Genomic DNA, 16,757 nt, shown 5'->3' on the forward strand with positions numbered 1-16,757 from the left:
CAATTTTCACCACCCCACATAGGCGACGCCTATGCTTCAACCTTAGGGACGATTTAGTATCCCGATCCGAGGGCTCTCCCGTGAATCAATGCCATCAGCGCTTGTGCACCAGGGGAGAGTTCACCTTGGCGGCTAATAACGAAAATATCGAGATTCACTTCGGGCACGATACGTCGAACCACACAGCCACTACTTGCGGCTATGTCCCGCCACGACTCCGGCATCACCGTATGTCCAACCCCGGCGCACACCAAGGGAAGAAGTGAAGTTCGATGTGCCATCTCCGCGATGACACTGGTTGCGGAATCATGCACTAGCGCGTTATCAATCAACTGCCGCATCAATGAACCTCGCTGTGAAATCACAAAACGCAAGCCGTCTAAGTCTTTGCGCTCAATCGACCCCGCCGAAGAGTCAGTCCCCGGTGGCGAAATCAACACCAAAGGCTGCGATTCCAATTGACACACGTCCAAATCAGCCGTCTGCGGCTGGCCAGAGGAACCTAATAAACCAATTTCCGCTGTGCCAGTGCGCACTGCCTCTACGGTTTCAGCAGGCGTAAAAGCCCCATCAACATTGATCATCATGCCCGGATAACGCGAGTGAAAGTCCTTAATCAGGCTCGTCAAGGGTTCAACACCCGGACTTGGCATGGCCACGATATTTACAGTGCCAGACTCGAGTTCTTTCACGGAGGTGACCGCCCGGCGTGCGGCATCTAAATCCCTCAGCACTTGCCGGGCCGGCACAACAAGACGCTCTCCAGCGCTGGTCAGCTCTGCTTTGCGTCCCGTGCGGTGAAAAAGTTCTACGCCCAGGCGCTTTTCCAGCGCGCGAATAGATTGCGATAGCGATGGTTGCGCAACGTGAAGTGCCTCCGCAGCCTTACCAAATCCCCCATAGTCAATCACCCCGAGAAAATAAGTTAACTGCCGGATATCCACGTGTCCTCCTGACATAGGAACGATCTATGGGTGGTAGTGAGAATATGTCTTGGACGTAACTCAAATCACAACCCATGCTGATACTAGCGACTATCACATGCTGATGTTAGCAACTATCAGGAGGGAGGCATGAAAATGCCCAACAACACAACCACCGCCACTAACACTAGTGCGCGGGCCGTGAGGACCAATGTCACGGAAGTTCTGCTCAGTGGAGGAACCTACCGAAGCCTTGAGCAACAACAGCTCTCCCCTATGGAAGAAAAATTTGAGACCATTCGCCGTATCTCCGGATTTTTCCTCGCTCCTTTGGGCTTCTTATTCATGATGTTTATCCCCAATGGGATGGAACCCACCCAGCAGAAGGTCGCCGCGGTTCTCGTCGGCGTTATTTTGCTTTGGCTATGCGAATCCCTGCCAATTCCCATCACTGCACTGCTTGGTGTGGGAATGATGGTGCTGATCGGTACCGCTCCAGCCTCCGACGTGCTGGCCCCATTCGGATCCACCACTATCTTCACTTTCATTGGCGCATTCATCTTGGCGCAAGCAATGCTCAAGCATGGGGTGGCCCAACGTTTGGCTTACTTCGTGCTGGGCTTGCCAGGCATCGGCAATTCCACCGTGCGCATCATCCTGGCATTCGGCGGCATCACCTGCGTCCTATCGGCGTTCGTCTCCAATACCGCGACAGTGGCCATGCTGCTGCCAACTGCACTCGGCATCCTCACCGTCATTGCCAAGCTGATGCAGGATAAAGGAATCGTCAAAGAGGATTTCGACCCCCTGCGCCTGCGCGTTGGTGCAGCCCTCATGCTGATGCTTGCCTATGGCGCGTCAATCGGTGGCCTGCTAACTCCTGTGGGCGCTCCACCCAACCTGATTGGCCGCGGTCTTATTGAGGAATCCACCGGCGTACGTATTTCCTTCGGCCAGTGGGTCATGACTGCACTGCCGATTTGTATCTGCATGATGATTGCCTTGGCCATCATTCTATTCCTAGTCAATAAGCCAGAAACTCGGCGCATTGAAGGCGTTGCTGAATACGTCGCCGAGCACAAGCAGCGTCAAGGTAGAATGTCACGCGCTGAAATCAACACCATCATCGCATTCTCCATCACAGTTTTCCTGTGGATTTTCCCCGCGATCCTCGGAATGTTCGTGGGTACTGATTCAGCACTTTATGAGGCGGTTGATGAACGACTCAACGAAGGCATCGTCGCTGTCATGGGCGCTGTACTACTGTTCATCCTCCCAGTTGAACCAAAGAAACTTCAGTACACGTTGGACTGGTCCGATGCAGCAAAAATCGACTGGGGAACCATCATCCTCTTCGGCTGCGGCATGATCTTCGGTGCCATGCTGGGCAACTCCGGTCTAGCTGAGTCGATTGGCTCCGGTCTTAACAACATGCTTGGAGTCTCCAGCTCATTGGTCATCACCGCAATGGCGGTACTGCTCGCTATCCTGATCTCTGAGACCACCAGTAATACTGCTGCTGCGGCGGTTACGGTTCCTATCGTCGTGCCTCTTGCGATTGCTGCGGGAGTCGACCCAGTCATCCCCGCGATGGCAGCCACTTTCGGAGCGTCCTTCGGCTTCATGTTGCCGATCTCCACACCGCAAAACGCCATCGTCTATGGCTCCGGCTGTGTCTCCATTGCTCGCATGATTCGAACTGGAATCAGCTTCGACATTATCGGCGGCGCGCTCATTATCTTCTTCCTGCCAACGGTTGCCACCATGGTGGGCATTGGTTAATCACTCTCGCCACTCGATAAGCGGTCTTGCACTTCAAAGCAAGGCCGCTTTTTGCGCTCGCTCGCACGGTCCTAATGTCGGTTTCTATAAGTACTAATTCCAAAGACCGTGGTGCTAACGATCAGCCCAATTACGATGACCAGTACTCCGGGGACCGCGATTGAATCGGCAATAATCCCTTGCCCACGCAGAATGAACATGACAATCAGGGCGATCAAAAAGAGAATCGACAAAAGGCGTGCGGGCTTGGTGTTCTTCATAATTTCCTCCTGCACCAGTCGCATGTAACAAGGTGCAGTACTTTTCGAAATGATTTTCATTTCCTTTGTACGCTTGACCCCTACTCGTGTCCAGAGCAGTCGGCTCATTGAGGATTAAACCGACAGGGAAAACCGTCATCAGACATTCCACCCGGTAGTTTTTAGGACATGAATATTCGACAGCTGGTCAGCTCCCTCAATAACCCACAACATGTGCTGCATGGGGCCGCAACCTCGGGCGCCGTCGCTGGCTTGTCACTCATTGACCCGCGAAAGCTCAACAAACGTACCAGCCACGTCTATCGGGGCACGCTTGCCGCATTGACCGCATGGATGGTGAACCGGGAGCTTGAGGCAGATGAAGAACTTGAGGTTCTAGGCGCCAAGGGCAGGGCAGCTATCACTGCGGGCACCGCTGGAGTCGCATATTGGCTAGCCAAAGCTGCCGTACCTCTCGACTCTCGTATTCACGACGCCCTGATTCGCGCAGGCGCCAGGCATCCACGCCGGTGGATGGCAGCCGGTTCCGGCGTCGCCGCCGCCTTGGCATGGCTACTGAGCCAACAATTGAATAGCGATGGCTTTGAATTCGAAGAACCACGCCCCGGCCCCACGCGTGAACTGCACGAGATTCCTGACAAGCTGCACGCAATTTTGTCGCTGCTTCTAGAATCAACCGAAAAATTCGATGCACCAGCACTACGCGAACAGCTGCGCCAGGCGAGCTTATTGACCTTCAATGATTTTGAGATTGATTTTGAAAGTAATCAGCTTTTTGTCCCCAACTACTTCCCACGAGTGGTGCCCGGGAATCTTCGATTCCCTGTCAGCGGGTTATATACGACCCCAGGCGGACATACATTCGCCATCAGCCTGTGGGTCAATGACGGCCACCTCAACGATTTCAATATCGAACACGATCCCAATCGCAGCACGGCTGAGGAATATGATCCCTTTGGGTATCCAATTGAACCTGAACTGGGATACTGGCCCGATGCTGAAGACATTCAGTTGTTCATTGAAACCGAAACTGGAGAACAACCTTTGAGGCCCTAGACATAAACGAAGGACCCGCCAGCTGCGCACTAGCGGGCCCTTCTCCCCATGACTAATCTCCGACACAATGCAGGGTGTGGAGCGCATCTCCTACATCGTGCCGCCCGTGATTAGGCAAGGCTTACTTTACACTGCTGTGCGTAAGCGTCAACCCCTTTCATCAATCTTTTTATTGATCTCTTTGTTCTTGGCGCCATCTACACAGGTGAGAGGGTTAAAAATATTTTGAAAAAAGATTTGGTGAGGCTTACCTATTTAACTTTCTGGTCGGGTTTTGGCCTCTCAATGCCAACATCTTTTCACTCATGAGTTCCGCCACCGAAACTTCAATGGTTGAAATAACCGCTTTCTGGCCGGCGTTGACAACAGTGCAAAGTCGTTAGAATGGGTTTGAGCACCATGATTGGGAGGTTATCCTTTGCCCGCTCAAGATTCATTAGCCGAACTCCGCGCTGTCATCTCTGAACACCTCAAGAACTTCCTCACGTCGAATGATGAGGAACAGGACTCCCAAGACCAGACTGCGAGTACAGACGAAGACGAGCAAGGCACGGATTCATCAAAGTCACCGCATGGGCCATTCGCGCCAATTGAGAGCGCGATAGCGGAGCTGAAGGAATGGCGCAATAGTCCCGGGCGCGTGGGTGTTTCCTCGACAGCACCAGCAGTGTCATTGCGTAATGAGGTGGCATCGGAAATTGCCGCACGGTTGCATTCGCATCCATCGCAATCGGCGAGCTTTGACACCACCGGTGCTGATGAGGATTCGGATGAGCCCAGCACCCGCACCGGGGTGGCTACCTCAAATGAAGGAATGGAGCACGCCGGCTCCGGCAGCCCCGTTAAGTCCTTGCCCCTGGGCGCACGGCTCAAGCCGCGCGGCATCTTTGAAGATGACTGGACAGCACAATTGAGCGCGAATCGTCCGTGGCCGGTGATTTTGCTACACGGCACGTGCGACTCAAAGGGCGTGTGGCAGCTTTTTGGTTCAGATTTACGCCAAGATGGCTGGGCGGTGTTTGCGCCGGACTATGGCACGCGCGCAACAGGACTGATTCCAGAATCAGCGGCACAAGTCGGTGCGTATATCGAGGCAGTCATGCACGCGACCGGCGCGGAGAAGGTCATCATCGCGGGTCATTCCCAAGGCGGCCTGGTGGCCAGGTATTGGATGCGGCAGCTTGGCGGCGCGAAGTACGTCAAGCATTTGATGTGCATGGGTAGTCCGAATCACGGCACCACCAAGGGCGGCATCCTGTCCACGCTCGTGACTAATCGCCGGGCCGATAGCGTGATGTCATCTATCATCGAGGCCTACTTTGGCCCGGCCGGCGAGCAGCAAATCGTGGGCAGCGAGATTCTCAATGAGGTCAACCGCGATGGCGACCTGGATGAAGGCGTGACGTATACCAATATTGTCACCCGCTCGGATGCTGTCGTAGTTCCCCCGGAAACCTGCTTCCTTGCGCCACACAAGGTGAAAAATGGCACGGTGCGCAATATCTACGTTCAGGACTTTGACCAGCGCGCGGTCATCATGCACCACGATCTCCCCGTAGATAAACGCGTCCGCGTCATCGCCCGCACCATCCTGCGCCAGCTGGGCCCATATTCCAGCCGCAAGCGCGATTCCTCGGTCAAATCAACTTCCGATTAAGACAAATCAAGCTCATCCAGCAGCGCATCAAAGGCCGGTCCGACTTTGGTGCGCCACAGGGTGGTAGCGCGGGTATCGGCGCGGCCGGGGCCGCCGTTGATAATCGCAACCGGTTTGTCATGCTTGCGGGCTTCCAGCACAAAACGCATACCGCTCATCACCGCAAGGGATGAGCCGGCAACGAGCAGCGAGGAGGCATCGGCAAGCAATGCATATGCAGCCTCTTTACGCGCTTGCGGCACCGATTCCCCGAAATACACCACGTCCGGCTTCATCTTCACCGAGCCACAATTAATGCACGGCGCCATGTGAAAACGCGCCACCGCGGCATCATCCAGCGCGACGTCACCATCGGGATTGACCATGTCAGCGCTGACGAGAAGTGAATCCAGATAACCCGGGTTGAGCGCATCAAGGCGTACATCAAAATCATGACGATCCTCGATCGTGCCGCATTCCAGGCACATGACGGATTCCATATCGCCATGCAGCGGCACCAGATTTGTCGTGCCCGCGAGCTTGTGCAGCCCATCGACGTTTTGGGTGATGACGCCATTAATCAGCCCGGCGCGCTCAAATTCCACCAGCGCGTGGTGCGTGCGGTTGGGCTGAGCCTGGTTCATTACTCGCCAGCCGACGAAACTGCGCGCCCAATAACGGTGAGAGGCCGCGGCGTCATAGCGAAATTCTTGATAGGTCATCGGGCGGTGCCGCGATAACGATCCCTGCGGCCCGCGGTAATCCGGAATGCCGGAGTCGGTGGACACGCCCGCCCCGGTCAGCACCACCACGGGGCCGTGATGCAGTTGCTTAACGATGTCCCCCAGCGCCTTGTCCGGCGGGGTAGGCACGGCGGTGTCCTCCACGACTCGCGCGATGGAGCGCAGGGCGGAGCGGTGCGCTAATTCAACAGCTGCATCATGAAAAGCCATGGTTTTCAGCTTAATGCTTCAGCCCTTGTAGCTAATTGTCCAGCAGGGAGGAATCTAAATCGCCGTGGCGGGAGCAATGCGCCATCCAGCCATCGGGACGTACTTGCACCACCATGCGCCGGCCACACACCTGGCAATAGCGCGGCACATCCAACCCCTCTGCGGCGGCCGCATGCAAGCGAATGTCGGGCTCAGCGCTTAATTCTTGCCCCGTGTTGGGGTGAAAGATAGGCGCTTCACCTGCTGCGACTGCCGCGGACAGCTCACTCAGCTGTGGCGGCCACGTGGCGTCTTTTCGCGACATTAGAGGGCCTTGATGGGCAGGTCAATGCGACCAAGCATGTCAATGTCCTTTTCAATCTGCTGACCCAGGGTGGTCAGGTAGTTGCCGGCGATAATCGCGTTGATGCCTGAGAGCAGCCCCTTCTCCGTGCCATCATCACCCAAGGAGAGCTCACGACCACCAGCAAAACGCAGGGTGGTCGATGGCATGGCCAAACGGAAAGCGGCTACCGCGCGCAGTGCCTCACCCATCGGCACCAGTGGACGGTTAGCAAAAGGAGTACCCGGGCGTGGATCCAGGAAGTTCATGGGTACCTCGCAGGGGGAAATCTCTGCCAGCTGCACCGCGAATTCCGCGCGCTGCTCCAATGATTCGCCCATGCCGATGATGCCGCCGGAGCACACTTCCATGCCCACCGAACGCACCAGATCCAGGGTTTCTTTGCGCTCTTCCCAGGTGTGCGTGGTGACAACCTGCGGGAAGAAGCTGCGTGCAGTTTCCAGGTTGTGGTTATAGCGCTTGACGCCCATCTCCGCCAGCTGCTGCGCCTGCTCTGGGCTCAACGTGCCCAAGGAGCAAGAGATATCAATATCCACCTCGCGCTCAATCGCTTGGACCGCCACCGCAACCTGGTCCAGAAGCCCCTGGTCCGGGGACTTGACGGCTGCGACAATGCAAAACTCCGTTGCGCCCGACTTCTGTGTCTTCTTCGCTGCTTCCACCAGTTCCGCTATATCCAAACGAGCTGCACGCACTGGTGATTGAAACAGTCCCGACTGTGAGCAAAAGTGGCAGTCCTCTGGGCAGCCACCGGTCTTGATGGAAATGATGCCTTCCACTTCCACTGCCGGGCCGCACCACTTCAAACGAGTCTGGTGCGCGATGTCCGCCAGCTCTTCTAGCTGCGCATCATCACAGGTGAGCACCTGGGTGAGTTCCTCTTTGTTCAGCCCGATGCCTTGCCCGAGCGCCTTCTCGCGTGCGATGTCAATGATAGTCATGACACAGCAGCATAAACCATGATTTGAACACCGTTTAATTATTGGACTTAAACGCCGTTCAATCCCCTCATTGTAGGGTACTTCATTCGATCCCCAAAAAATGAACGAAAGTCCCAGCTTTCTCGCAATCCCTTAACTAAGCATCTTTTATATGAAAAACTACTGCGGGCAGACTTAACAGAAAGAAAGACATACATGCTGGCGTTTTATGCAAGATTCATCGCATTCACCCTGTCCCGGCGCACTCTCCCCGCACACGCACGCCCTGGATTCATGAAGACGTTCGGCGCTGTCTCTCTCATCGGCGCTGCCTGCGCGGTTGCCGCAGCCGGCATCTCACTCGGATTCAGCCTGGGCCTTCACCTCCCATTCCTGCTGGGATATGGTTCGGTGCTTGCCATAATGGGCGCTGCATTTCTCATTGCCACCACCAACAAGAAAGTTGAATAACCTATGAAATGGATTCTTGCCCCACTCGCATTCCTTGTCGCCTTGCTGTGACGACCACCCTTATCACCGCGCTCGGCATTCCTGTTGGCGACATTGAATTAGCCATCATCATGATCATTGCCGCGGTGGTGGGCTATTTTGTGGCACGCAGCGTCAGCAAGAAAGCTAATCGATCTTGAACTAATCACGCATTAGAGCACTACGATGGGCAAGTATGAGCCTTTATGATGACACGTTGGAACTGCTGCAAGAACTCATCCGCAATGCGTGCGTGAATGATTTAACGGCAGATTCGGGCGAGGAATACCGCAATGCGGCAACCTTGGAGAGGTTCTTCGAAGGCACCGGCGCCTCCGTACAGCGCTTTGAGCCCCACCCCGGCCGTGTGTCGGTGGCGTTTACCGTGGAAGGCACCGATCCGCAGGCAGAGCCGCTAACACTTTTGGGCCACATTGATGTTGTGCCCGTTGATGAACCGAAGTGGACTAAACCGGCATTTGCGGCGCATATCGAAGACGGCAAGCTCTATGGACGCGGTGCGGTGGACATGCTCTTTATTACCGCATCCCAGGCAGCCGTTACCCGTGAAATCGCGCGCAAAGCGCAGCAGGGACAACGCCCGAAAGGCACGTTGACCTTCGTTGGCCTGGCGGATGAAGAAGCCCGCGGTGGTTTGGGCGCCAAGTGGATTTCAGAGAACCAGCCGGAGGCTTTCTCCTGGCGCAACTGCCTGTCTGAAACCGGCGGTTCGCACCTTCCCGTCACTGATGGCAGTGACGCCATCGGCTTCAACGTGGGTGAAAAAGGCGCGGGCCAGCGCCGCCTTCATGTCCATGGTGATGCCGGGCATGGCTCCACGCCCTTTGGCAAGGACTTTGCCGTGGCAAAGATTGCGGAGGTAGCCCGCCGCATTGCCGCCGCGCAGCCGCCCGCAGTGTCCAATGAGACGTGGGAAGGATTCGTTCAGGCCTTCAAGTTTGATGCGGCAACGGAGCAGGCGCTTATCAATGGCACCGGCACCGATGCCGATTATGAAAACTTCGGCCAGCTCGCCGCCTACGCGCATGCGTTTTCACACACCACCATCGCGCAAACAGTCCTCCGCGCGGGCGGCGCGATTAATGTCCTGCCATCACACGCGTGGCTAGAAATGGATATCCGCCCCTTCCCTGGCCAGACCCAAGAAGATTTGGATATCTTCCTGCGCGAGGCGCTGGGTGATTTGGCCGGTGAGGTAGAAATCGAGCATCTCATTACTGAACCCGCGACGCATTCGCCTGCCGATGGCCCCCTCTGGGACGCCATCGTTGCCACCACCAAAGAGTTCTTCCCCGATGCCGAAGTAGTCCCCGTCCATGCCACGGGAGGCTCAGATCTTCGCTTCGCACGCCGCCTGGAGGGTGCGAATGGTGGCCGGGCATATGGTTTTGCCATGCACGCCCGCGCCCGAGACATGGCGAGTGCCAATTCGCAGTTGCACAGCCACGATGAGCATCTTTATTTAGAAGATTTGGAATTGACTGTTCGTGCTTATGACATGCTGGTTTCCAATTTCGTGATGTAACCTGTGTGCTCCGGCCAGGGAATTCACAGGCTGTAGCGGTTTTGCGAGTGTTACTGATGTGACATAATGCGCTTATGCCAAAACTGATTTCCGCGAAGACCGGGCTGCTTGCAGCCGCTACTGCCCTCACTGCCACCCTTGCCAGCCCAGCCATCGCATCCGCTGACGTAGTAGATGACATGTTGGCGAAGATGCCTTCTGGCCAGATTTCTTGTTCTCAGGCTGAATCCCAGTACACCAACGCTTCTGACTACAACTCCAAGAAGAACCAGGCGCTTGCCGCAGCAAACTTCCACCCACGCGGTGGTGAAATCCGCGAAGCCATCGGCCGCATGGATGAAGCAATCGAACGCTGCAACCTCAACGGCGGCGGCACCTCCGGCAATACTTCCGGTAACAACAACTCCGGCAACTCCAATTCAGGAAATACCTCCGGAAATAATTCTGGAAACACCAATTCCGGCAACACTTCCGGAAACACCAACTCTGGAAATACCAACAATAGCCAGCAGGTCATCCCAGTTCTGGTTCAGCCAGGCATGCCAACCGTTGATGTTCCTGTAGCCAACGTGGTCACCTTCCGCATCCCAGATGCACTCAAGATGGCTACCGATGCCATTGAGCAGGGCTCCTCCAACTTCCAGGGTTCCTCTGTCTAAGCTGACCTACTCATTGAGTTGAAAGTAAATATGGCGGTGTAGCGAACACCCCGGATTAAATAGCTGTCCACATTGTGGGCAGCTATTTGTGCTTCCGGCATACTCATCAAAGTTCATCTCATGCCCGCATGCTCCACACATGACAGCTTTCGATTCTAGGTCCATTGCCCCAAATGCATGGTCATGTTCTTCGGCATGACATTGATAGCACGCCCAGTAAGTTCCGCAGACAGCACACTTATTAGCAATAACGTCTACGTCTGAGTGATAGTGCGCGCAGCGACCTGCTGCATCAATTATTTGACCATGAATCTGTGCCATGGCACCAGCTTAACCACGGCTAGCTTCAGCATCCGCTAACCCGGGTGCATAACGGATGAGTGCTTCCAGCTGACGCGGATGAGTCAGGCGATAAACCGGTGGCATCAATGAATCATTTTCGGCAGCTCGTGCATCCGCGCGTTTCTCGCGCCAGCTCTGCATCCACCACAAAAAGATCGAGTCTTTGCTCATCAAAGACAGCTTGAGGGATTCTTGGTTTCCATTGCAGCACGTCCCACCCCTAAACGACCGAGTAATCGTGCGTTTGAAAAGCTGCCGGAATGTCACCCATGGTGAGTAATCCAAGTACACAATCACATCGGTTTGTGGAAAGACGATATCTTCCGCCTTCGAACCGCACGAGGCCATCGCCCAGGCGCCTGATTCCATTTGTTTCATCACGCGATCGCGCTGCTGCTCAGCTGAATAAATCGTCCACGGCGACTCCGCGGCGGGCATCCATAAAACATCATTGTCATAGTCAATGGCCTTGAGCCCCATGAGCTTCGCCCACTTCTCCACTGCGGTCGATTTGCCCGCACCAGTAACACCCTGAAAGACAATCCGGCGTGCGTAAACCACATCCAAGGTTGAGGCGCGTGACATGGAAAACCTTTCAAAGTGCAGTGATGTTAAAGAAGAGTCATAACTCTAGCGTGCGGATTGCCTCTAGCGCTAGCGAACTAATACTGCTAACGTCATTGCCGTATCTATTGCCGAAGAACAGGATTAGACGTGAAGATTGCACGCCCTACCGCATAAACACTGCTGGAGCGCGTAAACACAACTATGCCTTCAGCAGGGAAAATCATCCACTGCGTATTAAGGCGTTGTACTCATGTCTACTTTCAATAACCACTCATCTTCTGCTGTCACTTTCAACAAAGTCTCCCTCACCTGGCCCAATGGCACTGCATGCTTAACAGGCATTTCCGGAACATTTTCTGCTCCCTTAACCGGTCTGATTGGTGATAATGGTTCGGGCAAATCTACGTTGCTCAAACTGATTTTGGGTGAGCACTCCCCGACCAGCGGGCACATTGAGGTGCCTGACAATATCGGCTATTTGCCACAAGATTTGGGGCTGAAAACTTCTTCTACCATCGCTGATGTCTTTGGCATCGCGGGCATCCTGCGCGCCATCAAGCTTGTGGAGTCGGGTGAATATAGCGAAGAACTCCTTGCCATCATCGGTGATGATTGGGATATTGAAGAGAAAACCCAAGGAAGAATCGGCAAGCTGGATGTGCATCGAAACATCGGCACGCTATCTGGCGGTGAGGCCGTCACCGTGGCTTTGGGAGCGGTCTATGCGAAGAATCCCAACCTGGTGCTACTTGATGAACCGACAAATAACCTTGATGCCGATGCCAAGCAGAAGCTGATTGACCTGCTGCGTTCATCTTCTATCCCTGCCATCGTGGTCAGCCACGACCGAGATCTACTCGCGCACGTTGATGAAATTGCGGAGATCCACGCTGGCTCATTGCGCCAATTCACCGGAAACTATGACAGCTACAGCGAGGCAATTGAATCGGAGCAGCAAGCTGTTGCGCAACGCGTCCGTGATGCCAAGTCAACCTTGAAGAGAGAAAAGGACGAGCGTATTGCGCTGGAAAAACAACTTGCCCGCAACGCACGGAAAGGAAAGAAAAACGTAATTAATCGTCGCAAATCACGAATTGCATTAGGAAACGATAAAGTCCGAGCGCAGAATACTGCGGCGCGGGAAACTCGTAAACATGACGAAGGAATAGCCGAAGCCCGTCAAACACTCGATACGGCGGAACGCGAAGTGCGTAAGGACTCCGCCGTGTACATCGAATTACCGCCGACGAGGCTTGCGGCCGGTACTAAAGTACTGCACCTACACGTACCTAGTAATAAGGAAGAACGCGACGAGTTCATCATGGCAGGACCTGAGCATCTGCGCATTGCGGGCAATAATGGCTCTGGCAAGACCACGTTGCTTAATCACATTGTGAATCAGAATACGGCTGCAGGAGTCGAGTATGTCCTGGGCAGTGTTGGTTTCATTCGTCAGCGTATTGAATTCGATCCGCAGCTAACCGTCTTTGACACCGTGTTGCAGCGCCTTCCTCAATGGCAGCCACAAGATGTCCGCGATCAACTCGCGCGGCTGCGGTTTCATAATGACACGGTGCATCAGCACATGAGGCAACTATCAGGCGGGGAACGTTTCCGCGTGGAATTCGCATGCAATGCGCTGGCCGCACCGCAGTTGTTAATTCTGGATGAGCCAACCAATAACTTGGATATCTCCACCACGCAATGGCTTATCGATGCCCTAGCCAGCTACAACGGCGCCTTAATCGTAGTCAGTCACGACAATGATTTTTGCGAGCAGATCGGAATCGACCACACGATCACTCTTGGGGAACCCGAAGAATAAGTACACTCGCGTTCACCACACACTCACTCTTTTCAGGACGGTGTTTACCATGTCAATCAAAGCAACCACCTATGTTGGATTTCGCGGAAACGCGCGCGAAGCACTGGAGTTTTACCAAGGCGTATTCGGCGGATCCTTTGAAGTCATTGAATGGCCAGAGAGCGACGATGGCCGCATCATGCACGGTCATCTCATCACGGATGCAGGATGGGACATCATGTGCGCCGATAACCCGGAGCTCGGAACCGAAGATTCTGGTGCACAGCGCATGAACATTGTCATCTGGGGCGATGAAGTCGAAACCATGAAATCCCAATTCGAAGCACTTTCGGAAGGTGGCGATGTCCACATGCCACTATCCGAACAGCAATGGGGCGCTATGTTCGGCGGCCTGACCGATAAATTCGGCGTGGATTGGGGATTCAACGTGGAAACCCCACAGGGCTAATTCTATTGCACTCAGCGGATTAGCTGTCTAATTTCCCAGAGCGCATGACCGCTACTGCCAAGCTCAACCGTGAGGTCACACCGAAAACACTGATGAGGTTGGAGACTAGTTTCTTGACCGTGGATTCTGAGAAATTCAGTGCTTCTGCGATTTGTGCATTCGATTTACCATCGCATAAATGCCACAAAACGCGCTCTTCTGATGTGTTCAGCACGATGTCATCGGCTTCTGGTGAATCTCCGTGATAGTTTCCCCGTAGTGCCTGATTCGGAAGATGATTAACCAAGCGTTTGAGCGCATGCGGGGACACAATCGTTCCACCAGTAGCCGCATCACGCAAGGCATTAATAATCGCCTGCGGGCGTGAGCTTTTCACGATATAACCAGCTCCCCCACCGGCAAGAACTTCCAGCATGGTTTCATCCTGATCCAAGGCAGTCATTGCCATAAATACAGGCGGGTTCTCACGCCTTTTGATCTCATGCATGAGGGTTACGCCATCCATCTGGGGCATGTGAATATCCGCGAGGACGATGTCAACGTCCGTGGTCTTAAGCAGAGCTAAGGCCTCAAGCCCATCGCTGGCTTCAGCCACCACGCGGATATCGCGGGTAGAGGAAAAATAAGTCCGCATTCCTTGCAGAACTTCTGGATCATCATCAACAACCATTACCCAAATGGTGGAGGTATTATTCTTGTTCATCAACATTTTCTTAATTGCACCAAGCAAAGCGTGAATCGTTCTTGCATCTAAACCAGCCCTTGATTCCGGACCAGATGTGAACGGGTACAGCTAGGACGCTCTCGGACGGTTGGATGGACTCTTCAACGGCATGAACTGTCGTTGCCGCGCTGGCAGACGCAGCAGGAATAGATAAAGCCACCGTGGACACCAAAGCCACCGTGAACACGAGTCTGCGCGTACGCCATGATCTTTTCAACCAGTTCCTGCTTTCCTCAGCGGACGTATTCTGAATATTTTCTAATGGCTACCTATCGCCACTGTTAATTGTTGTTTGTGTCGACATTACGCACCAGACCTCGGCGTAATGTGAGACCTAAGTGACCTCCCTTTGGGGTAGTCCGGTTCAACATGTGGTGAGCTCCAGCTCAGTAAGCCAGCTCTCAGAATTCGACGTCGTGGCAATACTTCCTCCGATGCTTTCCATCAACTGCGCGAGCGCAGGCAACCCCATGTCAGTTGATAAGTGTGAGGGCTTTCGCTCAGTGGTAATGGCATTGGCAAAGCTCACGTGGATACCTTCATTACTGTCTTTGAAGTCAATAGTCACCGTGGATGCTGGCTCGGCGTATTTCACAATATTGGTAGCCAACTCACCAAAGACTTCCTTGAGCACGATCAGTTCATCAGCGCTCAGACGAGTAGCTGGGCTATTACCCGTGGTTTTCACGGTGAAGCCGTGCTCTTTCAATTGGTGCGTTGTCTTTTGCAATTGGGCAGTAATAGACGGTGCTGGTTTATTCTCACGGGGCGCATCATCCGTGCTTAAGGCACGAAGCAGCCCTCGGACTTCTTTCATCGATGTCCGTGCTTGCCCCGGAGAGTGTCTAATGGTTTGTGTGTGAGGGGTTTCCCTTACATGAAGGAGATAAACCATAATGGATTCTGTGGCGAAACGAGACCCGGAAGATTCCGCGAAGATCAAAGCAATCGAGCAAAAGCTGCTGGCGAACCCGGAGATAGCCAAGCTTATTGACGAGCTCGGCTCAACAGCAACGGATGCTAATGATTTAGTGCGTGGCTTGTTGCAGGCCTCGGTCACTCGCGGCCTGGAAGCGGAAATGGATGCTCACCTGGGGTATTCCAAAGGCGATCGTGAGGCTAAAGCGGCCGGTGGCGGCGATAATTACCGCAATGGTTCCTATGTCAAAAAGGTTGATTCGAACTATGGTCCGGTTGATGTCACTGTGCCTAGGGATCGTGAAGGCACGTTTTTGCCTACTATGGTGCCGAAAGGCTCTCGGCGGCTGACTGATGTTGATGACATGATCATCAGTTTGTATGCCGGGGGTATGACCGTTCGTGATATTCAGCATCATATGGCCACAGCCATGAAAGTTGATATCTCCCATGAGACAGTTTCAGCAGTCACGGATGCTGTCTTAGATGAGGTCATGATGTGGCAGAACCGGCAGTTAGACGAGTTCTACCCGGTGATATTTCTTGATGCGCTACGAATTAAAGTCCGTGACGGTGGGCGCGTGGTCAATAAGTCCGCGTATTTGGCCATCGGGGTGGATATGGACGGTATCAAACACATCCTGGGCATCTGGTTGGCGAAAGAAGAAGGCGCATCCTTTTGGGCACATGTATGCGCAAACTTAGCTAGCCGCGGTATCCAGGACGTGTTCATCGTCTGCTGCGATGGTTTGAAGGGTTTGCCGGAAGCTGTCGAAGCGACCTGGCCGGATTCGATGGTGCAGACCTGTGTCGTGCACCTGATTCGGGCTGCGAATCGGTGGGTGGCTTATGGCGACCGTAAGGCGGTATCTGCGGCATTAAAGAAGGTCTACACTGCCCCAGATGAGTCAACCGCGCGCGCAGCGTTGGATGAATTCGCCGAATCAGAATTGGGCCAGAAATATCCGCAATCAGTGAAAGTCTGGTCCGATGCGTGGGAGCGGTTCGTGCCGTTTCTGCAGTTCCCACCCATGGCCAGAAAGGTCATCTATACGACTAATTCCATTGAGTCGATGAATAACGAGCTGCGTAAAGCCACTCGCAACCGCGTGCAGTTTACCAATGATGATTCCGCGATTAAGACGCTGTGGTTGATGATCTGCAATATCGAAGATAAACGCGCGGCCAAACGAGCTAAAGAAGGTCGAAAAGCCGCCGCGACCAGCGGAAGACTCATCGAAGGCAGGAAAGTCACCAACTGGAAACAAGCCATCAACCAAATGGCCGTGGCCTATCCCGAACGCTTTACGAACTACCTATAAACACTCAGACCGAAAGCCCCACACACAAAATACTTGACACGCTC

At 54.1% G+C, this 16,757-nt stretch carries 19 protein-coding genes; 10 read left to right on the forward strand and 9 right to left on the reverse strand.

Annotated features, from left to right (window positions below; genetic code table 11):
* Positions 1 to 53: 53 nt before the first annotated feature.
* Positions 54 to 959 (reverse strand): LysR family transcriptional regulator, encoded by a 906-nt coding sequence (locus tag ACG98I_RS11145; RefSeq protein WP_394720711.1) that lies wholly within the window; start codon positions 957 to 959, stop codon positions 54 to 56.
* 114 nt (positions 960 to 1,073) lie between these two features.
* Between ACG98I_RS11145 and ACG98I_RS11150 the strand changes: the two genes are divergently transcribed.
* Positions 1,074 to 2,705 carry an SLC13 family permease gene (locus tag ACG98I_RS11150; RefSeq protein WP_394720712.1) on the forward strand — a complete coding sequence of 544 codons (1,632 nt, stop codon included), beginning with the start codon at positions 1,074 to 1,076 and terminating at the stop codon, positions 2,703 to 2,705.
* 71 nt (positions 2,706 to 2,776) lie between these two features.
* Here ACG98I_RS11150 and ACG98I_RS11155 read toward each other — a convergent pair whose 3' ends face one another.
* The gene (locus tag ACG98I_RS11155; protein ID WP_394720713.1) at positions 2,777 to 2,965 is read right to left on the reverse strand and encodes a hypothetical protein; all 189 of its coding nucleotides are present in this window, start codon (positions 2,963 to 2,965) and stop codon (positions 2,777 to 2,779) included.
* A gap of 168 nt (positions 2,966 to 3,133) precedes the next feature.
* Between ACG98I_RS11155 and ACG98I_RS11160 the strand changes: the two genes are divergently transcribed.
* Positions 3,134 to 4,021 (forward strand): hypothetical protein, encoded by an 888-nt coding sequence (locus ACG98I_RS11160; protein ID WP_394720714.1) that lies wholly within the window; start codon positions 3,134 to 3,136, stop codon positions 4,019 to 4,021.
* 418 nt (positions 4,022 to 4,439) lie between these two features.
* The gene (locus tag ACG98I_RS11165) at positions 4,440 to 5,678 is read left to right on the forward strand and encodes an esterase/lipase family protein (protein WP_394720715.1); all 1,239 of its coding nucleotides are present in this window, start codon (positions 4,440 to 4,442) and stop codon (positions 5,676 to 5,678) included.
* Here ACG98I_RS11165 and ACG98I_RS11170 read toward each other — a convergent pair.
* From ACG98I_RS11170 to bioB, 3 genes are read right to left on the reverse strand one after another with little or no spacing between them, the layout of a single operon-like run.
* Entirely contained in the window at positions 5,675 to 6,610 is a 936-nt protein-coding gene (locus ACG98I_RS11170) for a Sir2 family NAD-dependent protein deacetylase (protein ID WP_394720716.1), read from the reverse strand. The genes ACG98I_RS11165 and ACG98I_RS11170 overlap by 4 nt on opposite strands.
* 31 nt (positions 6,611 to 6,641) lie before the next feature.
* The gene (locus ACG98I_RS11175) at positions 6,642 to 6,914 is read right to left on the reverse strand and encodes a hypothetical protein (RefSeq protein WP_394720717.1); all 273 of its coding nucleotides are present in this window, start codon (positions 6,912 to 6,914) and stop codon (positions 6,642 to 6,644) included.
* Positions 6,914 to 7,894 carry a biotin synthase BioB gene (gene bioB, locus ACG98I_RS11180; RefSeq protein WP_394720718.1) on the reverse strand — a complete coding sequence of 327 codons (981 nt, stop codon included), beginning with the start codon at positions 7,892 to 7,894 and terminating at the stop codon, positions 6,914 to 6,916. Before bioB ends, ACG98I_RS11175 begins: the two co-directional genes overlap by 1 nt.
* Before the next feature lie 195 nt (positions 7,895 to 8,089).
* Here bioB and ACG98I_RS11185 point away from each other — a divergent pair, with 195 nt between their 5' ends.
* The 4 genes from ACG98I_RS11185 (at position 8,090) to ACG98I_RS11200 (ending at position 10,567) form a co-directional block, all read left to right on the forward strand.
* Complete coding sequence (locus tag ACG98I_RS11185) at positions 8,090 to 8,344, forward strand: hypothetical protein (protein WP_394720719.1); 255 nt, start codon at positions 8,090 to 8,092, stop codon at positions 8,342 to 8,344.
* A 47-nt stretch (positions 8,345 to 8,391) separates the two neighbouring features.
* Complete coding sequence (locus tag ACG98I_RS11190; protein ID WP_394720720.1) at positions 8,392 to 8,523, forward strand: hypothetical protein; 132 nt, start codon at positions 8,392 to 8,394, stop codon at positions 8,521 to 8,523.
* Positions 8,524 to 8,558: 35 nt separating this feature from the next.
* Entirely contained in the window at positions 8,559 to 9,908 is a 1,350-nt protein-coding gene (locus tag ACG98I_RS11195; protein ID WP_394720721.1) for a M20/M25/M40 family metallo-hydrolase, read from the forward strand.
* A 74-nt stretch (positions 9,909 to 9,982) separates the two neighbouring features.
* On the forward strand, positions 9,983 to 10,567 hold the full coding sequence (locus ACG98I_RS11200; protein ID WP_394720722.1) for a hypothetical protein: 585 nt from the start codon (positions 9,983 to 9,985) through the stop codon (positions 10,565 to 10,567).
* A gap of 6 nt (positions 10,568 to 10,573) precedes the next feature.
* On the opposite strand, the gene ACG98I_RS11205 is transcribed toward ACG98I_RS11200, so the two are convergent.
* Together ACG98I_RS11205 and ACG98I_RS11210 are read right to left on the reverse strand one after the other, a co-directional pair.
* Entirely contained in the window at positions 10,574 to 10,888 is a 315-nt protein-coding gene (locus ACG98I_RS11205) for a CHY zinc finger protein (protein WP_394720723.1), read from the reverse strand.
* Positions 10,889 to 10,897: 9 nt separating this feature from the next.
* The gene (locus tag ACG98I_RS11210; RefSeq protein WP_394720724.1) at positions 10,898 to 11,494 is read right to left on the reverse strand and encodes an adenylate kinase; all 597 of its coding nucleotides are present in this window, start codon (positions 11,492 to 11,494) and stop codon (positions 10,898 to 10,900) included.
* 232 nt (positions 11,495 to 11,726) lie between these two features.
* Here ACG98I_RS11210 and ACG98I_RS11215 point away from each other — a divergent pair, with 232 nt between their 5' ends.
* On the forward strand, positions 11,727 to 13,301 hold the full coding sequence (locus ACG98I_RS11215; RefSeq protein ID WP_394720725.1) for an ATP-binding cassette domain-containing protein: 1,575 nt from the start codon (positions 11,727 to 11,729) through the stop codon (positions 13,299 to 13,301).
* Between the two features lie 49 nt (positions 13,302 to 13,350).
* Positions 13,351 to 13,749, forward strand: coding sequence for a VOC family protein (locus ACG98I_RS11220; protein ID WP_394720726.1), 399 nt, complete (start codon positions 13,351 to 13,353; stop codon positions 13,747 to 13,749).
* Between the two features lie 19 nt (positions 13,750 to 13,768).
* Here the strand turns inward: ACG98I_RS11220 and ACG98I_RS11225 are convergent, their stop codons facing one another.
* Together ACG98I_RS11225 and ACG98I_RS11230 are read right to left on the reverse strand one after the other, a co-directional pair.
* Entirely contained in the window at positions 13,769 to 14,452 is a 684-nt protein-coding gene (locus ACG98I_RS11225) for a response regulator (RefSeq protein ID WP_394720727.1), read from the reverse strand.
* A gap of 385 nt (positions 14,453 to 14,837) precedes the next feature.
* Entirely contained in the window at positions 14,838 to 15,290 is a 453-nt protein-coding gene (locus tag ACG98I_RS11230) for a hypothetical protein (protein ID WP_394720728.1), read from the reverse strand.
* A gap of 79 nt (positions 15,291 to 15,369) precedes the next feature.
* On the opposite strand from ACG98I_RS11230, the gene ACG98I_RS11235 reads away from it, so the two are divergent.
* Positions 15,370 to 16,713, forward strand: a complete 1,344-nt coding sequence (locus tag ACG98I_RS11235; protein WP_394719581.1) for an IS256 family transposase — start codon at positions 15,370 to 15,372, stop codon at positions 16,711 to 16,713.
* Positions 16,714 to 16,757 lie beyond the last annotated feature (44 nt).

Source organism: Corynebacterium sp. L4757, assembly GCF_043673995.1.
GTDB lineage: Bacteria > Actinomycetota > Actinomycetes > Mycobacteriales > Mycobacteriaceae > Corynebacterium.